This window comes from Jejuia pallidilutea (genome assembly GCF_002973595.1).
In the GTDB taxonomy this organism is placed as follows: domain Bacteria; phylum Bacteroidota; class Bacteroidia; order Flavobacteriales; family Flavobacteriaceae; genus Jejuia; species Jejuia pallidilutea.
The window spans coordinates 243762-259880 of record NZ_PVEO01000005.1 but is presented as its reverse complement, the minus strand read 5'-3'; the positions used below and the strand labels follow the sequence as shown (position 1 = coordinate 259880).

The 16119-nt window shown below is 35.8% G+C and carries 12 protein-coding genes; 6 read left to right on the top strand and 6 right to left on the bottom strand.

Annotation, left to right across the window (positions count from 1 at the left end; translation table 11 throughout):
- Positions 1-169: 169 nt before the first annotated feature.
- The 5 genes from CLV33_RS10225 to CLV33_RS10205 form a co-directional block, all read right to left on the bottom strand.
- Positions 170-994 carry a thymidylate synthase gene (locus CLV33_RS10225; protein ID WP_105473820.1) on the bottom strand — a complete coding sequence of 275 codons (825 nt, stop codon included), beginning with the start codon at positions 992-994 and terminating at the stop codon, positions 170-172.
- A 197-nt stretch (positions 995-1191) separates the two neighbouring features.
- Positions 1192-2727 (bottom strand): NupC/NupG family nucleoside CNT transporter, encoded by a 1536-nt coding sequence (locus CLV33_RS10220; RefSeq protein WP_244906418.1) that lies wholly within the window; start codon positions 2725-2727, stop codon positions 1192-1194.
- 10 nt (positions 2728-2737) lie between these two features.
- The gene (locus CLV33_RS10215; RefSeq protein WP_042242043.1) at positions 2738-3355 is read right to left on the bottom strand and encodes a bifunctional nuclease family protein; all 618 of its coding nucleotides are present in this window, start codon (positions 3353-3355) and stop codon (positions 2738-2740) included.
- A 118-nt stretch (positions 3356-3473) separates the two neighbouring features.
- Positions 3474-4433: an electron transfer flavoprotein subunit alpha/FixB family protein gene (locus CLV33_RS10210; protein ID WP_105473819.1), complete on the bottom strand. Its 960-nt coding sequence runs from the start codon at positions 4431-4433 to the stop codon at positions 3474-3476.
- Positions 4434-4531: 98 nt separating this feature from the next.
- A complete protein-coding gene (locus CLV33_RS10205) occupies positions 4532-5278 on the bottom strand; it encodes an electron transfer flavoprotein subunit beta/FixA family protein (protein WP_105473818.1) in 747 nt (248 codons plus the stop codon).
- Positions 5279-5435: 157 nt separating this feature from the next.
- On the opposite strand from CLV33_RS10205, the gene CLV33_RS10200 reads away from it, so the two are divergent.
- Both CLV33_RS10200 and CLV33_RS10195 read left to right on the top strand, forming a co-directional pair.
- Entirely contained in the window at positions 5436-6413 is a 978-nt protein-coding gene (locus tag CLV33_RS10200) for a pyruvate dehydrogenase complex E1 component subunit beta (protein ID WP_105473817.1), read from the top strand.
- A 248-nt stretch (positions 6414-6661) separates the two neighbouring features.
- Positions 6662-9169 (top strand): DUF5686 and carboxypeptidase-like regulatory domain-containing protein, encoded by a 2508-nt coding sequence (locus CLV33_RS10195; protein WP_105473816.1) that lies wholly within the window; start codon positions 6662-6664, stop codon positions 9167-9169.
- A 255-nt stretch (positions 9170-9424) separates the two neighbouring features.
- Here the strand turns inward: CLV33_RS10195 and CLV33_RS10190 are convergent, their stop codons facing one another.
- Positions 9425-10318, bottom strand: a complete 894-nt coding sequence (locus tag CLV33_RS10190; protein WP_105473815.1) for a LysR substrate-binding domain-containing protein — start codon at positions 10316-10318, stop codon at positions 9425-9427.
- 82 nt (positions 10319-10400) lie between these two features.
- On the opposite strand from CLV33_RS10190, the gene hutH reads away from it, so the two are divergent.
- Genes hutH through hutG form a run of 4 tightly spaced genes read left to right on the top strand, consistent with a single transcriptional unit; the run spans position 10401 to position 16114 of the window.
- The gene (hutH, locus tag CLV33_RS10185; protein ID WP_105473814.1) at positions 10401-11897 is read left to right on the top strand and encodes a histidine ammonia-lyase; all 1497 of its coding nucleotides are present in this window, start codon (positions 10401-10403) and stop codon (positions 11895-11897) included.
- A gap of 8 nt (positions 11898-11905) precedes the next feature.
- On the top strand, positions 11906-13903 hold the full coding sequence (locus CLV33_RS10180; protein ID WP_105473813.1) for a urocanate hydratase: 1998 nt from the start codon (positions 11906-11908) through the stop codon (positions 13901-13903).
- Complete coding sequence (hutI, locus tag CLV33_RS10175; protein ID WP_105473812.1) at positions 13903-15138, top strand: imidazolonepropionase; 1236 nt, start codon at positions 13903-13905, stop codon at positions 15136-15138. The genes CLV33_RS10180 and hutI overlap by 1 nt, the downstream gene beginning before the upstream one ends.
- Positions 15131-16114: a formimidoylglutamase gene (gene hutG, locus CLV33_RS10170; RefSeq protein WP_244906417.1), complete on the top strand. Its 984-nt coding sequence runs from the start codon at positions 15131-15133 to the stop codon at positions 16112-16114. Before hutI ends, hutG begins: the two co-directional genes overlap by 8 nt.
- Positions 16115-16119: the final 5 nt, after the last annotated feature.

Here is a 16119-nt window from a genome sequence, read left to right as displayed (position 1 = left end):
GTTTTTAATTGGGCGACAGTATACCCGTGGTATAGCAGGTAGGTTACCACACCCTTTAAAAAGTTTAGGGCAAGCGGGGTTGGATTTTCGCTACTCTCTCGATTATTATCGAGATGCAATATCCATGGAGGGAGATTTATTCAAATTATGGCTCTCAACTTAAAAAAATTTACACCGCCACGGCTCCTTTAATATGTGGGTGTGGGTTGTAATCTACCAAGGTAAAATCCTCAAACTTAAAATCGAAAATGTCTTTAATTTCAGGGTTTAAAATCATCTTTGGAAGCGGACGTATATCACGCGATAACTGTAGTTCTAGCTGTTCGTAATGGTTGCGATAAATATGGGCATCTCCAAAGGTATGAATAAATTCACCAGCTTCGTAACCACAAACCTGTGCCATCATCATAGTAAATAAAGCATAAGATGCAATATTAAATGGCACACCTAAAAAAATATCGGCACTACGTTGGTATAATTGGCACGATAGTTTTCCATTGGCTACATAAAACTGAAAAAATGCATGACAAGGTGGTAATGCTGCTTTCCCATCAGCTACATTTTCGCTAAAGTTTTTAAATATATCTGGCAATACTGAGGGATTCCAAGCAGAAACTAACATGCGTCTACTATTTGGGTTGGTTTTAAGTGTGTGTACAATCTCTTTTATTTGGTCAATTTCATCACTGTTCCAGTTACGCCATTGGTGACCGTAAACAGGCCCTAAATCGCCATTCTCATCAGCCCAATCGTTCCAAATACGCACACCATTTTCAGTAAGATATTTTATGTTGGTATCACCTTTTAAGAACCATAGCAACTCATAAATAATAGATTTTAAATGTAGCTTTTTTGTGGTTACCATAGGAAAACCTTCACTTAAATCAAATCGCATTTGGTATCCAAAAACACTTTTGGTACCAGTGCCTGTTCGGTCTCCTTTTTCGTTTCCGTTTTCTAAAACATGCTTTACTAAGTCGTGGTATTGCTTCATCTCTATTTCCCGTGAAAATGGGAATCTTTTTTTAAGTTAAACTTTAGCACAAAGGCATAAAATTGTGCATCGCAATTTAATAAAAAAGGGATGCAACATTTTTAAATATAGTGATGTAGATATTAAAAGTTATTAACTGAAAATTAGAAAAACAAGAGTTGGTTATTTTAAAAGATTCTTTCTTTACAGGAATTATTTTAACCAATAATCATACCCGCTATAGTAGCAGAAATTAAAGAAGCAATTGTGCCTCCAATTAAGGCTTTCATTCCAAATTTAGATAAGGTTTTACGTTGCCCGGGAGCTAGCGAGCCTATACCACCAATTTGAATGCCTATAGATGCAAAATTGGCAAATCCACAAAGCATGTAAGTAGCCATAATTACAGATTTCTCGTATTTTAAATGTGTAGCGTTTGCAACATTTTTTAAATCGGCCAATTGTATATAGCCAATAAATTCGCTGGCTGCTAGTTTTATACCAAGGAGTTGCCCCATTAGGGCCATATCTTCTTTGGCTATTCCTATAAGCCACATTAAGGGCGCAAAAACGTAACCCATTATAAACTCTAAAGATAAACTTTGGTAGCTGGTGTTTGATGATATCCAACTGTTAAGACCAGAATAGTGCCCTATTTTTTCGAAGCCATAATTAAACATGGCAATAAACGCCACAAAAACTAAAAGCATTGCACCAACGTTTACGGCAAGTTTTAAACCTTCGGTAGTGCCATTAGCAATGGCATCTAAAAAATTAGAACCTATTTTATCTTGTGAAACTTTTACATCGGTGTCTATAGATTCTGTTTGTGGATATAAAATTTTTGAAATAACAATTGCTCCAGGAGCAGCCATTACTGAAGCTGCCAGCAGGTGTTTAGCATAAAATAAACGTAATGCTGCATCGTCGCCACCAAGAAAGCCTATATAGGCTGCTAAAACGGCACCAGCAACAGTTGCCATACCACCAATCATTACCAATAGCATTTCAGATTTGTTCATTTTCTCTAAATATGCTTTAATTAATAATGGCGCTTCGGTTTGCCCTAAAAAAATATTTCCGGCTACACTTAAACTTTCTGCGCCAGAAATTTTAAGTAATTTAGATAACAACCATCCAAAGCCTTTTACAACAATTTGAATAACACCTAAATAATATAACACCGATGTTAAGGCTGAAAAGAAGATGATGGTGGGCAACACTTGAAATGCAAAAATAAATCCAAAAGTGTCCATATCAACCACCAATCCTTCAAACAAAAATTTGCTTCCTGCTTGTGTAAAGTTGAGAATTTTAACAAATAGTTTTCCAACTATTTCAAAAACACTTTTTACGAAACCTACTTTTAGAACACCAATAGCTATTACCAGTTGAAAAGTTAAACCAATACCAACTACTCTCCAGTTAATAGCTTTTCTATTGCTACTAAATAAAAACGCAATAAAAACTAATGAAATCATTCCTAAAATTCCACGCCAAAGACTGCTGAATGAGAACCCTTGACTAGGAATTATGGTTTCTTTAGTATTTACTACTGTTTGTTGTTTTTGTTGTTCGGTATTGTTAGCGGTTATAGTTGTGTCTCTAACAAGTGTAGTATTCGTGTTGTTGTTTAACTCGCTTGCTAGTTCTGGATTGGTATGGTTTAGAGAATCTTGGCTATTTTGAGAAGAAGAGGTTGGGCTAAGTAAAAGACAAAAAATGAAAACAATAGCGCATAAAAATTGTTTCATAATAAAATAATTAGCGTTTAGAAATTTCATCACGAATGCTTGCAGCTTTTTCGTAATCTTCATTCGTAACAGCTTCTTCTAGAAGTTTATGTAATTCTTCAAGGGATTTTGATGAATAATCTTCTTTAGAAACAGCAGGTTCCAGTTCGCCGGCTAAAATATCGTCTACAAGAACACTGTCTTCAGTATCGTCTTCATCTTCTTTTTTAGAATCTACCTTTAGGTAAATACCAGCTTTATCTAATATGTTTTTATAGGTAAAAATAGGTGCATTAAAGCGTAGTGCTAAAGCAATGGCATCACTGGTTCTGGCGTCAATAATTTCTTCAATTTTATCGCGTTCGCAAATTAAACTAGAATAAAATACACCATCAACTAGTTTGTGAATAATTACTTGTTTAACTACGATACCAAATGTATCGGCAAAATTTTTAAACAAATCGTGAGTTAGTGGTCTTGGTGGACGAATTTCTTTTTCTAAAGCTATAGCTATAGATTGTGCTTCAAAAGCACCTATAACAATAGGTAGTTTACGGTCGCCCTCAATTTCATTTAATATTAAGGCATAGGCACCGTTTTGTGTTTGACTGTACGATATGCCCTTTATATTTAATCTTACTAAACTCATAAAATGTATTAAAATACAAAGAACTGTTTAAATTTGGAATTTACCAACTGCCACAGGCAGATTTACAAATAATTCGCCAAATTAAACAGTTCTTCGAAGATACAAGTTATAAAAAATATTATTGTTGTGCCTTAAAAGCCTTTAATTTTTCGATAAGTTGTGGTACAACCTCAAAAGCATCCCCAACAACGCCGTAATCTGCGGCTTTAAAGAATGGGGCTTCAGGGTCGGTATTAATTACTACTTTTACTTTTGATGCATTAATGCCTGCTAAATGCTGGATAGCGCCAGAAATACCAATAGCAATGTAAAGATTGGATGCAACAGGTTTTCCTGTTTGCCCTACATGTTCCCCATGTGGGCGCCATCCTAAATCTGAAACGGGTTTAGAGCACGCTGTAGCAGCACCTAAAACATCGGCTAGCTCTTCAACCATGCCCCAATTTTCAGGACCTTTTAAACCTCTTCCTGCCGACACTACAATTTCTGCATCTGCAATGGTTACTTTGTCTGTAGCTTTATCTACGGAATTAACGTTTACACCTAATTCTGGAATGGAAGCTGAAAAATCTTCTGCAGCAGCACTACTGCTATTTTCAACTAGTCCGAAGGCATTGTTGGAAACTCCTATAATTTTTATATCTGATTTTATTTCTGTGACTTCAAACGCTTTATTTGTAAATGCAGAGCGTTTTACTGTAAACGGACTAGTACTTGATGGTGCTTCAACAACATTTGATGCATAACCAGCATGTAATTCAACAGCCAAAAGCGGTGCTAAATACTTACTATCTGCACTAGAACTTAAAATTACTACCTGTGCATTTTCTGCCTTTACTGCTTGTTTTAAAACTGCGGCGTACCCTTTGGAATTAAAATGCTCTAGATTGGTGTTCGATACTTTTAACACTTTATCTACGCCGTAGTTTCCAAGTTCAGAAGTGTCTTCTATATTTACAGCTACGGCAGTTACCGTTGTTCCCAACTTATCTGCTACAGCCTTGGCATAAGAAGCAACCTCAAAAGCTGCTTTCTTAAATTTATTTTGTTCTGATTCTGTATATACTAAAACTGACATAAAATTTATTTTTTTGTCATCCTAAACTAGGTTCAGGATATTATTTATTCTAAATAGTTATAATACATTCCGAAACAAGTTCGGTATGATTAAGTGAGCTAAATTACTTTTGCTTCCTTATGAAGTAAGTCTATCAATTCATCTAAATTATCTGCCGCTACTAATTTTACTGCGCCTTTAGGTGCGGGTTTCTCAAAGCTTACCGAGTTAGTGGCTGCATCTGCAGCAACAGGTTCTACTACGTTTAATGGTTTTTTTCGTGCCATCATAATACCTCGCATGTTGGGTATACGTAGTTCACTTTCTTCAACCAACCCTTTTTGCCCACCAATAACTAGAGGTAACGACGTAGAAACGGTTTCCTTGCCGCCATCAATCTCTCTGGTTGCGGTAGCAGAAGTACCATCAATTTCTAAAGCAATACAATTATTTACAAAGTTAGCACCTGTTAAGCCTGCCAACATTCCAGGAACCATACCGCCATTATAGTCTATAGATTCGCGTCCTGCAATTACTAAATCGTAACCACCGTCTTCAACAACCTTTGCAAGTTGTTTTGCAACCGAAAACCCATCTTCGGCAATGGCATTAACCCTAATTGCAGCATCAGCACCAATTGCTAAAGCTTTGCGTAGCGTAGGTTCGGTCTCAGCACCACCAACATTAACAACGGTTACGTTGGCACCTTGTTTTTCTTTAAACCACATGGCGCGAGTTAATCCAAATTCATCATTTGGGTTAATAACAAATTGCACGCCATTAGTATCAAATTTCGTGTCACCTTCAGTAAAATTAATTTTAGATGTGGTGTCTGGGACATGGCTTATACAAACTAATATCTTCATAATCTATTTATATTAAAAAGGTCTCATTTTTTTTGCGGATACGAAGTTAGGTATTTTATTTGAAAAATACTATGCATGCATAGTAAATTTTTAAAGGAATCTTTTAGAAGGGTAAGTGTTTATTACTATTTTTGCAACTCGATTTAAAAGCAAATAAATGAAGACAATTCAATTTAGAGAAGCGATTTGTGAAGCGATGAGCGAAGAAATGCGCAGGGACGAAAGCGTATATTTAATGGGAGAAGAAGTAGCAGAATACAACGGTGCGTACAAAGCATCAAAAGGTATGTTGGACGAGTTTGGTCCTAAACGCGTTATAGACACTCCTATTGCAGAACTTGGTTTTGCAGGTATAGCTATTGGCTCTACCATGACGGGAAATAGGCCAATAGTAGAATACATGACCTTTAATTTCTCTTTAGTTGGAATTGATCAAATTATAAATAACGCTGCCAAAATAAGACAAATGTCGGGCGGCCAATTTAAGTGCCCCATTGTATTTCGTGGGCCTACAGCATCGGCTGGCCAGTTAGGTGCTACACACTCGCAAGCTTTTGAAAGTTGGTTTGCCAATACACCGGGTTTAAAGGTAATTGTACCTTCTAATCCTTATGATGCTAAAGGCCTGTTAAAGGCGGCTATTCGCGATGACGATCCTGTAATTTTTATGGAAAGCGAGCAAATGTATGGTGATAAAGGTGAAGTACCAGAAGGTGAATATATTTTGCCTATTGGTGTCGCAGATATTAAAAGAAAGGGAGACGATGTAACTATCGTGTCTTTTGGAAAAATTATTAAAGAAGCCTACAAAGCAGCAGATGAATTAGAAAAAGAAGGTATTTCGTGCGAAATTATCGATTTGCGTACTGTGCGACCTATGGACAGAAAGGCTATTTTGGAGTCTGTTAAGAAAACAAACCGTTTGGTGGTTTTAGAGGAAGCATGGCCTTTTGGCAATGTAGCTACTGAAATTACGTATTTAGTACAAAGTGAAGCGTTCGATTATTTAGACGCCCCAGTTGTAAAAATAAATACTGCAGATACTCCAGCGCCTTATTCACCAGTATTATTAAAAGAATGGTTGCCAAACCACGAAGATGTTATAAAAGCTGTAAAAAAGGTACTTTACAAATAAAATAACATTTTAAACGTTATATAAACTTCATCTACCATCGGCAAAATAAGTAAGCACGATTGTTGATGAAGTTTTTTTAGTTAAACACAATTTTAAGTAAGTCTTAGCGATTACTTTAAGGTTGGTAAACTAAACAAGTCCCGCTTTTTTTTGCAGGATCATTTTAAAATGTTTAGACATTTTTTTTTGAATGTAATACAACCAATTACATTTTTTTTGTGTCTATATTTAAGAACTACAATCTTTACATGAAGATAAAATTACTTTTTGCCCTTTTTCTACTTAACATTTGTGCTGTAATAGCGCAAACTAAAGTAAGTGGTTATGTGTTTGATGAGTTTAATGCACCAGTTTCTTTTGCTAATGTTATTTTTTCTGGTTCTACCGAAGGTACAATAACAGACGAAAATGGTAAATTTTACTTAGAATCTGATGAGAACTATACGGCGCTTACCGTATCCTTTATAGGTTACGAAACCTTAAATTACCCTTTAGAAAAACGAGTAAGCTACAATTTAAAATTTGTTTTAAAAGAAGAGGCTGCACAATTGGATCAAGTTGTTATTATTTCAGGAAAGCAACCTAAGAAAAATAATCCAGCCATAGATATTCTTCGTAAAATTTGGGCAAATAAACGCAGTAATGGTTTAAAACAATTTAACCAATACCAGTACGATAAATACGAAAAAGTAGAATTCGATATCAACACCATAGATAGTGCGCTTATAAAAAGCAAGTTATTTAAAGGTATGGAATTTGTATTTAAGGAAGTAGATACCTCTCGTGTTACGGGTAAAACCTATTTGCCTATGTTTATAAATGAAGCGGTTTCTAAAGTATATGGCGATAATATTCTAAATAAAGTAAAAGAAGATCTTCAAGGAAACAAAAACTCAGGATTTAGCGATAACCAAGTTATTATAGACTTTGTAGACGATTTGTATTCCGATTTTAATGTGTACGATAATTATCTAAAGTTTTTCGATAAGAGCTTTGTAAGTCCGCTATCAAGAACAGGAATAAGCACTTACAATTATGTGTTAACAGACAGTGCATATATAGATAACAAATGGTGCTACAATATAATTTATTACCCAAGACGGAAAAATGAGTTAACCTTTAAAGGCGATTTTTGGGTAGCAGATACCACATATGCACTTAAAGAAATAAATTTGCAAGCCTCAAAAAGTGCAAATATCAACTGGGTTAAGGATATTTATATAGAGCAAGAATATGAAGTATTAAATGATTCTGTTTTTCTTGTGAAGCGCGATTATATGATGAGCGATTTTGCCTTTACAAAAAAGGAGCAATCTAGAGGTATTTACGGCAAACGAACCACATTGTATGATAATTATAAATTTAATATTCCTAAGGATAAAAAATTCTATGATAAAGAAGTATACAATTACGATAAAGATGTTTATGATAGAGATGATGCTTTTTGGGAAGAAAACCGTTTAGAAGCCTTAAATAAAGACGAAAAGGGAGTTTACAAAATGCTAGACACCCTAAAAACGGTTAAGAAATTCAAACGTTTATATAATTTAGGAAGCATTTTGGCGTCTGGTTATATAGAATTTAATACACTACCTCTAGATTATGGTCCTATTTTCTCTACGTTCGGATTTAATGATGTTGAAGGTTTGCGCTTGCGTACAGGTGGTCGTACCTATTTTGGAAGAAACGATTTATGGCGCTTAGAGGGGTTTTTAGCCTATGGATTTAAAGACGATAAGTTTAAATACGGGATGTCTGGAAAATGGTTGTTAGACAAAAGAAGCAGGTTAATTATTTCTGGAGGAAACCGTCGTGATGTTGAGCAAATGGGGGCGAGTTTAACCAATTCTACTGATGTTTTGGGGCGTAGTTTAGCATCTTCGGCTGTTGTAACAGCAGGTGCTAACGATAAACTAACGGCTATAAACTTAACGAGTTTTGCTGTTGAAGCAGAACCTTTTAGAAATTTAGTATTGCGTCTTGGTGCCAATTACCGTACGTTGGAGTCGGCATCCCCAACCTTTAGTTTAGATTACAATACACCTAATGGTGTTAAATCTGAAATTAAACAATACGAATCCACATTTTCGGCAGCCTATTTTCCTGGTAGAAAAATGACAGGTTTTGGTGTGGAACGTAAAACAGCAAATGATGATTTTGCTCGTTTATTCGCGCAAATAAGTCGTGGCGACAAAAGTATTTTAAATAGCGATTTTAATTATACCAAAGTACAATTATCGTATTTGCAACCTTGGCAATTGGGTGGTTTTGGTAGGTTGGTATCCTCTATAGAAGTTGGTAAAACTTATGGAGAAGTGCCATTAGGATTACTTAATGTTATTCCGGGTAACCAAACTTATTTTTCAATATATAATACCTTTTCTCAATTAGATTTTTATGAATTTGTTTCAGACGAATATGCGTCATTTCATCTAGAACATAATTTTAACGGACGTTTCTTTTCAAGAATCCCATTTTTAAGAAAGCTAAACTTACGGGAAATTATAAGTGTTCGGGGTGTAATTGCAAATATATCAAACGAAAATATAGCTATAAGCAATGTACCAAGTAATCCTGCAAACTTACAATTGGTAGCGCCTTCGCAAGAACCTTATTACGAATATAGTTTTGGTATTGGTAATATTTTTAAAGTGTTTAGAATAGATTTTAACTTCCGTGGGAATTATAAAGACGATACGTTATATCCTGATGCTAGAAAGTTTGGAGTTACAGGCAGTTTTGGGTTTTACTTCTAAGTCGTTTATCTAACATAATTTGGTTGTTTTCAAATTCAAGTCAATTTCTAAATAGACGACTATTTCATAAACATAATTTATGTATAACATAAAAAAGATATATAAAAATATATTTAAAACTAGTCTTATCTTTGTGTAACAAAAGCTATTAAAATTGCTCGAAATAGTTTTTTCATATATAAATTAGTTTAGTTTGAGTTGGTTATTAGTAGCACGATTTTAGGGCAAGAAATCGTATCAAAATCCATGAGCATATCATGGATTTTGTTTTTTTATAATATCTAAAAAACTCATTAAAATAGGGTTTCTATTTTCTTTATGCCATACCATAAACAATTCTGTTCTTTGGGGAATTTTATCCAATTCTATAAACTTTACACCTCTAACAGAATTGGTCGTTAAGGATTTTGGTACTAAAGAAATGCCAAAATTGTTCTCAACTAATTTATAAATGGAACTTGCATGAATAGTTAAGTGCGATACTATTGGTGTAAAAGCGTGATCCTTAAAAATTTGTAAAACTTTATCATAGTAAGAAGCGCTGTATTCTGGATCAAAAAGTATAAAAGAGCTGTCTTTAAGTTGAGACAAGCTTTTAAAGTTCGATGCGTCTATGTTATGGTGTTCTGGCAATACCAAGCAAAATGTGTCACTTAAAACAACTTGTGTTTCAATAATTGATGGAACATGCTCTAGCCTTACAAAACCAACATCTATCTTAAAGTTTAAAAGGCCTTCAATTTGTTTTTGGTTGTCTATTTCCTTTAAATTAAACACAACATTGGGTTTTCTTGTTTTGTATTTTAAAAGTAGCTTTGGAATAAGTTCTTGCATTGCTGAACCAACATACCCAAGTTTTAATTGTCCTTTTTTGCCTTCATTAATTAGTTTTGCATGATTTATAATATCCTCTAGTTGCTGTAAATTACGGCTTAGTTCCGCTTTTAAATAAACGCCAGCTTTGGTTAAAACAACCTTTCGGTTGTGGCGTTCAAAAAGCGTAACACCCAAATCTTCTTCCATTTGCTTTATTTGTCGGCTTAATCCCGGTTGCGAAATAAACAACCGTTCTGCGGCACGCCTAAAATGTAATTCTTCGGCTACAGCCAAAAAATATTTAAGATGTCTTAATTCTAATTGATTACTCATAGTTATCAAATATTGACTAAAATAGTCTTTTTAAGCATTAAAAATAAGAATAACTTTGAATAAGAAAAAAATGTAAGTGAAGATGAGTTTTAAATACGGAATAGATACGCTAACAGTTCATAAAGTTATAGCTATTGCCAATGGTAAACTGCAAGCTGAAATAACGCCTGAAGCCAAAGAACAAGTTATACAAAGCCGAAGTAAAGTAGAAGCTATTGCTAATGCTAATACTCCTGTTTATGGCATAAATACAGGTTTTGGACCGCTATGTGATGTGCAAATTACCCCCGATGAAACTAATAAACTTCAAGAAAATTTATTGCTAACGCATGCGGTAGGCGTTGGAAACCCTATTGATAAGCAATTATCAAAAATTATGATGATTTGCAAGGTGCATGCTTTATGTCAGGGGTATTCTGGCGTACGATTAGCCTTAATTGAGCGCATTATTTATTTTATAGAAAACAATTTGTTACCCGTAGTTCCAGAGCAGGGTTCTGTTGGTGCTTCGGGTGATTTAGCACCTCTTGCACATTTGTTTTTGCCATTAATTGGTGCTGGTGAATTTTGGGTTGGTGATGAAATAAAACCAGCTAAAGACGTTCTAAAGGTGCATCACCTAAAACCAAAGCAATTAAAGGCTAAAGAAGGCTTAGGTTTAATAAATGGTACGCAATTTATTTTGGCGCACACCATTGTGGGGTTACACAAAATGGTATATTTATTAGACTTAGCCGATGTTGCGGGTGCTATGAGTATTGAAGGTTACCAGGGAAGTTTTTCGCCATTTAAAGATGAATTGCACAAAATAAGACCCTACAAAGGCACCATTGAAGTGGCAGAACGCATGTTTATGTTGCTTTACAGGTCTCAGAATGTGGATGCACACCAAAATTGCGGTCGCGTGCAAGACCCTTATTCTATGCGTTGTATACCGCAGGTACACGGAGCGTCTAGAAATGCCTATTATCATTTAAAAGAATTGGCTGAAATTGAAATGAATTCGGTAACCGATAACCCCATTATTTTAAGTGAAACCGAAGCCATTTCTGGTGGAAATTTCCATGGACAACCGTTAGCTATGGCATTAGATTACAATGCAATTGCTGCAGCAGAATTGGGTAATATTTCAGATAGACGATGCTATTTATTACTAGAAGGCAAGTATGGTTTACCAAGATTATTAACTACTGGCGGAGGCGGATTAAATTCTGGGTTTATGATTCCGCAGTACACCACAGCAGCATTGGTAACTGAAAATAAATCCTTGTGTTTTCCGCCCTCGGCGGATAGTATTCCTACTTCATTAGGACAAGAAGATCATGTGTCTATGGGAAGTATTTCGGGTAGAAAATTCAATCAGATACTTGATAATCTAGAAAAAATATTAGCTATAGAATTAATGTATGGCGCACAAGCACTAGAATTTAGAAGACCAAACACGTTTTCTGATATTATTGAAGAAAATTTTAAAATCATTAGAAACGAAGTGCCAAAACTGGAGGATGATAGAGCTTTAAAAGCTGATATTGATAAAATGATAGCTTTAGTAAAACGAAGAGCATTCAACTTAAGATAAATAAAAAAATGACCTTTAAAGAAGAAATATTACAAGGTATTCCTGCTGAATTACCACCTAAACGACCCTATCCAAAAGGGGTAAACAGCGCACCAAAACGAAAAGATATTTTAACGGTTGAAGAAAAGCAATTAGCTATAAAAAATGCATTGCGGTACTTTCCTAAAGATTGGCATACAACGCTTGCCGAAGAATTCGCTGAGGAGCTGCAATTGTATGGTAGAATTTATATGTATAGGTTTAAACCCAATTATAAAATGTATGCACGCCCTATTTCGGAGTATCCTGCAAAAACGGTTCAGGCCGCGGCCATTATGCTCATGATTCACAATAATCTAGATCCTGCTGTGGCACAACACCCAGAGGAATTAATTACCTACGGAGGCAACGGTGCGGTGTTTCAAAATTGGGCACAATACCTATTAACCATGAAATATTTGGCTACCATGACCGATGAGCAGACCCTGCACATGTATTCGGGTCATCCTATGGGGTTGTTTCCATCGTCTAAACAAGCGCCAAGAGTTGTAGTTACAAATGGCATGATGATTCCTAATTATTCCAAACCAGACGATTGGGAAAAATTTAATGCTTTAGGAGTTACGCAATACGGACAAATGACGGCGGGTTCGTTCATGTATATTGGTCCGCAAGGTATTGTACACGGTACTACTATTACGGTAATGAATGCCTTTAGAAAGATTTTGAAACAAGGCGAATCTCCTAACGGAAAAATATTCTTAACTGCTGGATTGGGAGGTATGAGTGGTGCGCAACCTAAAGCAGGTAATATAGCTGGTTGTATCACGGTGTGTGCCGAAGTAAACCCGAAAGCCGCCACAAAACGTTACGAGCAAGGTTGGGTTGATGTGTTGGTTGGTACTTTAGATGATTTGGTAAACCGTGTAAAGCAGGCGAAAACTAAAAGCGAAGTGGTTTCTATAGCATACATTGGAAATGTGGTGGATGTTTGGGAACGATTTTATGAAGATGATATTTTTATTCATGTGGGGTCCGACCAAACATCGTTACATATTCCATGGACGGGTGGTTATTATCCGGTGGACGTGTCGTATGAAGCATCCAACAACATGATTAGAGAACAGCCAAAGCTTTTTAAAAAGAAGGTTCAAGAGTCTTTAAAACGACATGCGGCTGCCATTAATAAACATGCTAAAAAAGGTACTTATTTTTTCGACTACGGTAATGCGTTTTTGTTAGAAGCTTCACGTGCAGGGGCAGATGTTATGGCGGAAAACGGAATTGATTTTAAATACCCATCATATGTGCAAGATATTTTGGGACCTATGTGTTTCGATTATGGTTTTGGACCATTCCGTTGGGTGTGTACCTCAGGAAAATCAGAAGATTTAGATAAAACCGATGCTATTGCTGCTGAGGTTTTACAAGAGATTATGACACATGCTCCAGCGGAAATAAAACAGCAGATGCAAGATAATATTACCTGGATAAAAGACGCTAAGCAAAACAAGATGGTAGTGGGGTCTCAAGCACGTATTTTATATGCCGATGCCGAAGGTAGAATAAAAATTGCAAAAGCGTTTAATAATGCAATAGCTAATGACGAGATTGGTCCGGTAGTTTTGGGTAGAGACCATCATGATGTGAGTGGTACCGATTCACCGTTTAGGGAGACCTCAAATATTTATGATGGTAGTAGGTTTACCGCAGATATGGCTATTCAAAACGTTATAGGTGATAGTTTTAGAGGTGCCACTTGGGTGTCTATTCACAACGGTGGAGGCGTTGGTTGGGGCGAAGTGATTAATGGTGGTTTTGGTATGGTGTTAGATGGCTCTCTTGAATCCGAAGAACGTTTAAAAAGCATGCTGTTTTACGATGTAAATAATGGGATAGCACGACGAAGTTGGGCTAGAAATGATGAAGCCATATTCGCTATTAAACGAGAAATGGAACGCACCCCCAATTTAAAAATAACTTTACCTAACTTAGTGGATGATAAGATTATAAATAATTTGTTTTAATGGCAGTAGTATTCAAAAGCATAAAAGAATTACTTCAAGTTAGAAACGAACCTGTTCAGTTTGTTTCAGGAAAAGACATGGCAGTTTTACCAACCATAAAAAATGCCTTTTTGGTGGTTGAAAACGGACGTATTTCCGATTTTGGAGCAATGCATTCCTGCCCTAAAGATAAGTTTGAAGAAACCATTGATTGCACCGGAAGAATGTTAATGCCTACATGGTGCGATTCGCACACCCATTTGGTATACGCGGGCAATAGAGAAAACGAATTTGTAGACAGAATAAAGGGTTTAAGTTATGAAGATATTGCCAACAAAGGAGGCGGTATCTTAAATTCAGCTAAAACATTACAAGATACTTCCGAAGAAGAACTATACAATCAAAGTAAGGTGAGGTTAGAGCAGGTTATTACCTTAGGGACTGGAGCTATTGAAATTAAATCGGGATACGGCTTAACTAAAGCAGCCGAATTAAAAATGTTACGGGTCATCAAAAAACTAAAAGAGAATTATCCCATTGAAATTAAAGCCACGTTTTTAGGGGCGCATGCTTTACCAAAATCGTTTAACAACACAGAAAGCTATATTAATTATGTGATAAATGATATCTTACCTATTGTTGCAAAAGAGCAATTAGCGGAATATATTGATGTGTTTTGCGAAACCGGTTACTTTTCGGTAAGAGACACAGAGCGACTATTAGAGGCCGGTAAAGAATACGGTTTAATTCCTAAAATTCATGTAAATCAATTTACAGCTTTTGGAGGGGTGCAAGCAGGTATTAAATACAATGCCTTATCGGTTGATCATCTGGAAGAAATGCGAAATGAAGATATTGAAGCGTTAAAAAACACCAAAACCATGCCTGTGGCTTTACCAGGTTGCTCCTTCTTTTTAGGCATTCCGTATACACCCGCTAGAACAATGATAGATGAAGGTTTGCCCTTGGCTCTAGCAACCGATTATAACCCTGGGTCTTCACCTTCTGGGAATATGAATTTTGTAGTGTCTGCAGCGTGTATTAAAATGAAAATAACACCAGAAGAAGCTATTAATGCAGCTACAATCAATGGCGCATATGCTATGGGTTTAGAAGATAACTTAGGCACTATAACAAAAGGTAAATGGGCTAATGTAATGCTTACCAAACCTATAAATTCTTATGGATTTATACCTTATGCTTTTGGCGAAAACCAAATTGAACACGTGTATTTAAAAGGAAATAAAATTGTTTAAAAACGAGACAAATATTAAGGCGAATTATATAGCAGGACAACCCGACATATGGACTGGACGAAAAACAGATGCTGAATTAGCACCACAGTATTGGTATCAGCATATTAGCTGTGGAAGTTTGTATGATTTGAATGAAAATAATGCACCTAAATTTGGATTAATTGGGTATGCATGTGATGAAGGAGTGAAACGTAATTTTGGTCGTGTAGGTGCGGTTAAAGGACCAATGTTGATAAGAGAAAAACTTGGAAAACTGCCGTTACATTTTAAGCAGTCTGTTGTCGATTTTGGCAATATAACATGTGTAGATGCTAATTTAGAATCGTGCCAAAACGCATTTACACTAGCCATTCGCCATTTAATTGAGAACAAGGTGTTTCCATTGGCTATTGGAGGTGGTCATGATATTGCTTACGCGCATTATAAGGGTTTAAAAGAGGCGCTGCCACAACAACGTATCGGAATTATAAATTTTGATGCGCATTTTGATTTAAGGCCTGTGGAGGACGTAGCAAATTCAGGGACACCCTTTAATCAATTACTTTCAGAATTTAAAGGCAAAGGTGAAGCTGTTGATTATTTCGCCATTGGGATTCAAAAGCAATCAAATACAAAACAACTGTTTGACATTGCTAAACATTATAATGTGGACTATGTTTTAAGCGATGCATGTAGCGATTCAAAGGAAGCGTTACAGCAACTTCAACAGAAACTAAAACCTATTATTGAACAAAATGACTATTTGTATATTACAATAGATATGGACGGATTTTCCTCAGCCTATGTATCGGGAGTAAGCGCGCCTTCTCCTTTGGGTTTTTCTCCAAAATTTGTCTACAAAGTATTGGCGTTTTTGTTTGAATCTAAAAAAGTGCTAGCCTGTGATATTGCCGAACTAAACCCCAAATATGATACCGATGGGCAAAGTGCAAATTTAGCTGCTAAACTAATAGATTACATTAGCACGCTTAACTAAATTAA

Coding starts and splice junctions, on each gene's coding strand:
- CLV33_RS10225 (WP_105473820.1), bottom strand. CDS start 994: ATGAAGCAATACCACGACTTAGTAAAGCATGTTTTAGAAAACGGAAAC.
- CLV33_RS10220 (WP_244906418.1), bottom strand. CDS start 2,727: ATGAAACAATTTTTATGCGCTATTGTTTTCATTTTTTGTCTTTTACTT.
- CLV33_RS10215 (WP_042242043.1), bottom strand. CDS start 3,355: ATGAGTTTAGTAAGATTAAATATAAAGGGCATATCGTACAGTCAAACA.
- CLV33_RS10210 (WP_105473819.1), bottom strand. CDS start 4,433: ATGTCAGTTTTAGTATATACAGAATCAGAACAAAATAAATTTAAGAAA.
- CLV33_RS10205 (WP_105473818.1), bottom strand. CDS start 5,278: ATGAAGATATTAGTTTGTATAAGCCATGTCCCAGACACCACATCTAAA.
- CLV33_RS10200 (WP_105473817.1), top strand. CDS start 5,436: ATGAAGACAATTCAATTTAGAGAAGCGATTTGTGAAGCGATGAGCGAA.
- CLV33_RS10195 (WP_105473816.1), top strand. CDS start 6,662: ATGAAGATAAAATTACTTTTTGCCCTTTTTCTACTTAACATTTGTGCT.
- CLV33_RS10190 (WP_105473815.1), bottom strand. CDS start 10,318: ATGAGTAATCAATTAGAATTAAGACATCTTAAATATTTTTTGGCTGTA.
- hutH (WP_105473814.1), top strand. CDS start 10,401: ATGAGTTTTAAATACGGAATAGATACGCTAACAGTTCATAAAGTTATA.
- CLV33_RS10180 (WP_105473813.1), top strand. CDS start 11,906: ATGACCTTTAAAGAAGAAATATTACAAGGTATTCCTGCTGAATTACCA.
- hutI (WP_105473812.1), top strand. CDS start 13,903: ATGGCAGTAGTATTCAAAAGCATAAAAGAATTACTTCAAGTTAGAAAC.